This is a genomic window from Kitasatospora sp. NPDC023120 (assembly GCF_055560835.1).
The window spans coordinates 1-4,192 of sequence record NZ_JBVHHY010000082.1 but is presented as its reverse complement, the minus strand read 5'-3'; the positions used below and the strand labels follow the sequence as shown (position 1 = coordinate 4,192).

4 protein-coding genes are annotated in these 4,192 nt (G+C 69.4%); 1 reads left to right on the top strand and 3 read right to left on the bottom strand.

The features are described from left to right. From ACZ3TI_RS40665 to ACZ3TI_RS40655, 3 genes are all read right to left on the bottom strand, one after another. Positions 1–434 (bottom strand): GDP-mannose 4,6-dehydratase (locus ACZ3TI_RS40665; RefSeq protein ID WP_465735576.1); only part of this gene is annotated, 434 nt, incomplete at its 3' end. Positions 435–558: 124 nt separating this feature from the next. Next, positions 559–1,374 (bottom strand): class I SAM-dependent methyltransferase, encoded by an 816-nt coding sequence (locus ACZ3TI_RS40660; protein ID WP_465735574.1) that lies wholly within the window; start codon positions 1,372–1,374, stop codon positions 559–561. A gap of 95 nt (positions 1,375–1,469) precedes the next feature. Beyond that, on the bottom strand, positions 1,470–2,510 hold the full coding sequence (locus ACZ3TI_RS40655; RefSeq protein ID WP_465735572.1) for a glycosyltransferase family 4 protein: 1,041 nt from the start codon (positions 2,508–2,510) through the stop codon (positions 1,470–1,472). A 158-nt stretch (positions 2,511–2,668) separates the two neighbouring features. Here ACZ3TI_RS40655 and ACZ3TI_RS40650 point away from each other — a divergent pair, with 158 nt between their 5' ends. Then, entirely contained in the window at positions 2,669–4,012 is a 1,344-nt protein-coding gene (locus ACZ3TI_RS40650; RefSeq protein WP_465735570.1) for a lipopolysaccharide biosynthesis protein, read from the top strand. Positions 4,013–4,192: the final 180 nt, after the last annotated feature.

The window sequence follows — 4,192 nt, the reverse complement described above, 5'->3', positions numbered from 1 at the left end:
TCGTGCTGGGGTGGGGGTGTGGCGCCGAACATCTCGGAGCTGGAGGCCTGGTAGAAGCGGCAGGCGAGGCCGGCGTTGCGGATGGCTTCGAGCAGGCGGACGGTGCCCAGTCCGGTGGTGTTGCCGGTGAACTCCGGCTCGTCGAAGGAGACACGGACGTGGGACTGGGCGGCCAGGTGGTAAACCTCGTCGGGCCGCACCTCTTGCAGCAGGCCCACCAGCCGCGTGCCGTCGGTCAGATCGCCGTAGTGCAGGAACAGCCGCGCACCGGGTGTGTGAGGGTCCTGGTAGAGGTGGTCGATTCGCCGCGTGTTGAAAGTCGACGCCCGCCGGACGAGACCGTGGACCTGGTACCCCTTCTCCAGCAGCAACTCAGCGAGATAGGAACCGTCCTGGCCGGTGATACCGGTGATGAACGCCTTCTTGACTGCCACCGCGCACTCCCTACTGGGCGTAGACCTGGGAACGCCCCCAGCGTAGGGAAGAGAAGGTGAATTGCCCGGTATTGCGGCTAAGTTTCCGCTTTTTCTGTCGGGCGTCGCGTGGGGTGCGTCCGGTTCAGCGGCGGCGGTTGCGCGCGAGGAGGCCGAACGTGGTGGGAGGGCAGAAGCGTTCCCCCAGGGCCTGCAGTACTCCCGACTGCGTCGACCAGTAGCGTTGCAGCGTCACCTCCTGAAAGGCCGGCGCCAGGATCTCCCGGAGGGCCGCCTCGTCCACTCCCTGGCGCACGACGTGGTACTCCGACATGTCCGCCTCGTTCGACTCGTCGTAGTGGCCGCGCAGGCGGCGCGCCCTGGTGGCCAGACCGCGGCGCAGCCGGCCCTGGCCGAGCCGCCACAGCAGATAGGCTGCGCGGTCCGCGTTCATGGACAGTTGCGACCGGCGCGGATACCACAGGGGATCCTGCATGCTGAGGAACGCGCCGCCGGGAGCGATACGCCCGACGAGATGCTCCACGGCGCCCAGGTAGTCCGGGATGTGGTGCAGGACGGAGATGCACACGACGGCGTCGACCGGCTCGGAGCGGAAGATCTCCTTCCCCTCGGGGTCATGGGTGACGGTGACGTGCTGGGACCCGCGGAAACGGTGCCGCAGGACGGCCACGCTGGGGGCGCTCATCTCCGTGACCTCGACCCGCGCCCCGGCCGCCACCAGATGGTCGGTGAAGGTTCCGTGCCCGGCGCCGATCTCCAGGACCCGGCACTGACCACCGCGTTCGGCGATCTCTCCCACGAGCGTGTGCACCGCCGAGATCACCCGTTCGCGGACGCTGTGATGCCGGATGTGGGGGGAGCCCTTCGCGTAGTCGTGCCCTTCGCCGTGCGCACGTTCCTGAAGTTCCCCGACCGAGGGACGGTGCAGCATTTCTGTCATGCGGGGATGCTATTTGCGGCGACGGCTTTCCAGCCCCGGGCTCGGTGTGCGGATCCGCGGTTCACGCGTCCGGCCGTAGAACGCCTGGCATTTCATCACAGAAGCGAGCGGTAGACATCGCTCGTCTGCCGGGCGGTGCTTTCCCAGGAGAACGCGCACGCCCGTTCGGGGCCGCGTCTTTCCAACTCCTCCCGAACGGAGGTGTCGAGCAGCCGGCGCAGTGCGTGAACGAGGTCGTCGGCTTCACGGGGGTCGAAGAGCAGGGCGGCGTCACCCACGACCTCAGGAATGGAGGCGGCCCGCGCGGCCACCACCGGGACGCCTTCGGCCATGGCCTCCAGCGGCGGAAGTCCGAACCCCTCGTACAGTGACGGGTACACCAGGCCCAGGGCGCCCCGGTAGTAGCGGGAGAGGGTGGCGTCGTCCGCGGCGGTGAACGTGACGCGGGCCGTCATGCGACGGCTTTCCAGAAGGGCTTGTTCCTCCCGGGTCGCAGGTCCTCCTCCGGAGCACACAAGTCGCAGATCTCTCAGCTGTGGATCCCGAAGGGCCTCCACGACGAGCCGCCAGTTCTTGTAACCGCCGCGATTGCCGACGTACAACACGTAGTTGTCCGCCCGCCGTCGCGTCCGGGTCGGGGGAACGCGTACGCCGAGGTGGATGACCGAGATCTTCTGCTCCGCGACGCCGAGCAGGGACACCAGGTCCCGTGCCGTCGCGTGGGAGATCGCGATGATCCGGTCGGCTCGCCGGGCCCAGTGCCGCTGGCGCTCGGCCGTCGTGTCGTTCGGGAACTGACCGGGGTACCTGTGGTGGATCAGGTCGTAGAAGGTGCAGACGTGAGGTCGCCGCCCCGATGCCCCGGCCGAATAGTAGGTGGGGTGCACAATGTGCGCGGCCCGCTGGGCGGCGGCGTAGCACCTGAACGCCTGACCGCTCAGCAACAGCCGCGCTCGCACGGGGAGCCTGCCCAGCCGCGTTCGTTCGCCGCGGATATGGGCGTTGTCGTGCAGACCGGAGAAGAGCCGTGCGTCGACGCCCAGTTCGAGGAGTTCGGTGTGGAGTTCCGCGAAATACCGGCTGACGCCGCCGAAGCGCTGCGTGACGAATGCATCCGGAGAGAACAGGACGCGCATCTGAGGTGGTTCCTCCCGGAGTGGGCATGCGGCGTCCGGTCACTGTATGCGCGACACGACGGGCGAACGGCCACGACACGGCACTCGGGTGCCGACACTGGCGGAGGAGGCCGTCACCGTGGCTGCCGTGTCCTGACCGTCCTACCTCGGGATGTGCCGTGAACCAGATTCCCGGCCGCTGGCGGAGAATCCTCGCCATCGGAGCCACGACGGTGGGTGCAAGGGGTATTTCCCTCCTCGTCAACCTGCTGGTCCTGCCGATTGTCGGCCGTTGCCTCGAGAAGGAGGAGTTCGGTCTCTGGCTGAACCTCACCAGCACCTTCACGATGCTGTCCGTACTCGACTTCGGGGTCGGGCTCGCGGTGATGGGACAGGTGTCCGAAGCCCGTGGAGCCGACCAGGTGGCCTCGACCCGCCGAGTGGTGACCACGGCCCTCGTCCTGCTGACCGGTGCGGCGGTGCTGCTTGTGGTGTTCTGCGGCCTGTTCGCGTTCACCCTCGACTGGAACGGCCTCCTGGGAGCGGACCAGGTGCCCACCGCCGTCGTCGACCGGTTGGTCCTCGCGGTAGGGGTGACGGCCGCACTCAGCCTGCCCCTGACGGTGGCGGGCCGGGTGTACTACGCCCTTGGGCGAGGCCATGTGGCGGCACTGTCCACATCCGTCGGCGTCCTGGCGCAGGCGGGGGCTCTCCTGGCTGTGGCGGCCCTCTGCCCGGATCTGCGCTGGTTCACGGCCGCGTATCTCGCCGCGTCCCTGCTCGCCGGTCTCCTCCCGACATTCCTGCTGGCCGGGCGGATCCGCGATGCCCGGCCCCGGCTGCGCGACGTGGACCGGGACACGTGCGGCCGGCTCGGCCGCGAGGGCGCGCAGCTCTTCTTCCTGACGCTGATGGGGATCGTGTCCTTCAAGTCGGACTCGCTCGTCATCGGGCACTACCTCGGCGCGGACCAGGTCGCCGCGTACGTGCTCCCGTTCACCGTGTACGCCGCTGTGCCCACGGTCGCCGGAGCGTTTCTCACCCCCCTGTGGGCGAGCTACCGGGAGGCGTGGGCACGCGGCGACCGGGCATGGGTGCGCAGTGCGTACCTGCGTTCGGTGGGGCTGTTGACGGCTGCCGGTGCGGTGGCGGCGATCGCCCTCGTCCCGGTCACCCCGTGGCTCCTGCGGGTGTGGGTCGGCGACCACGCGGCCGTTCCGTCCCCGGGTCTGCTGGCGGCGCTCGGGGGTTACGCCGTCATCATGTGCACGACCACCGCGGTCGCCGTGTTCCTCAACGGTGCCGGGCAGTTGAGGCCGCAGCTCGCCGTAGGGGCCGTCATGACCGTGGCGAACGTGGTGGCGTCGGTCTGGTCCGTGCATCGCTTCGGGCTGTCCGGGCCGCTGTGGTCCACGGTCGTCACGCAGACGCTGATCGTCCTCGCGCCATCCATGTTGGTCGCCCGCCGACGGCTGGCGCGTCCTCGCACCGTGCTCCCCGACGCGCTGCGCACCGCCGGCTGAGCCGCCGCCCTCTGCGTCGCGGGTCAGCCCGGCAGGGGAGAATCCGCCGTCCCGAGAGCGCCGCCCGGTACGGCGGCGAGGGCGGCGAGTTCGGCGTCGACCATGAGGCGGGCCAGTTCGGGGGCGTGGGTGGTGGGTTTCCAGCCGAGGACGCGGTGGGCCTTGGAGGCGTCTCCGACG

Excerpts from the sequence above, each read along its gene's own strand:
- ACZ3TI_RS40660 (WP_465735574.1), bottom strand. The coding sequence starts at position 1,374 with ATGACAGAAATGCTGCACCGTCCCTCGGTCGGGGAACTTCAGGAACGT.
- ACZ3TI_RS40655 (WP_465735572.1), bottom strand. The coding sequence starts at position 2,510 with ATGCGCGTCCTGTTCTCTCCGGATGCATTCGTCACGCAGCGCTTCGGC.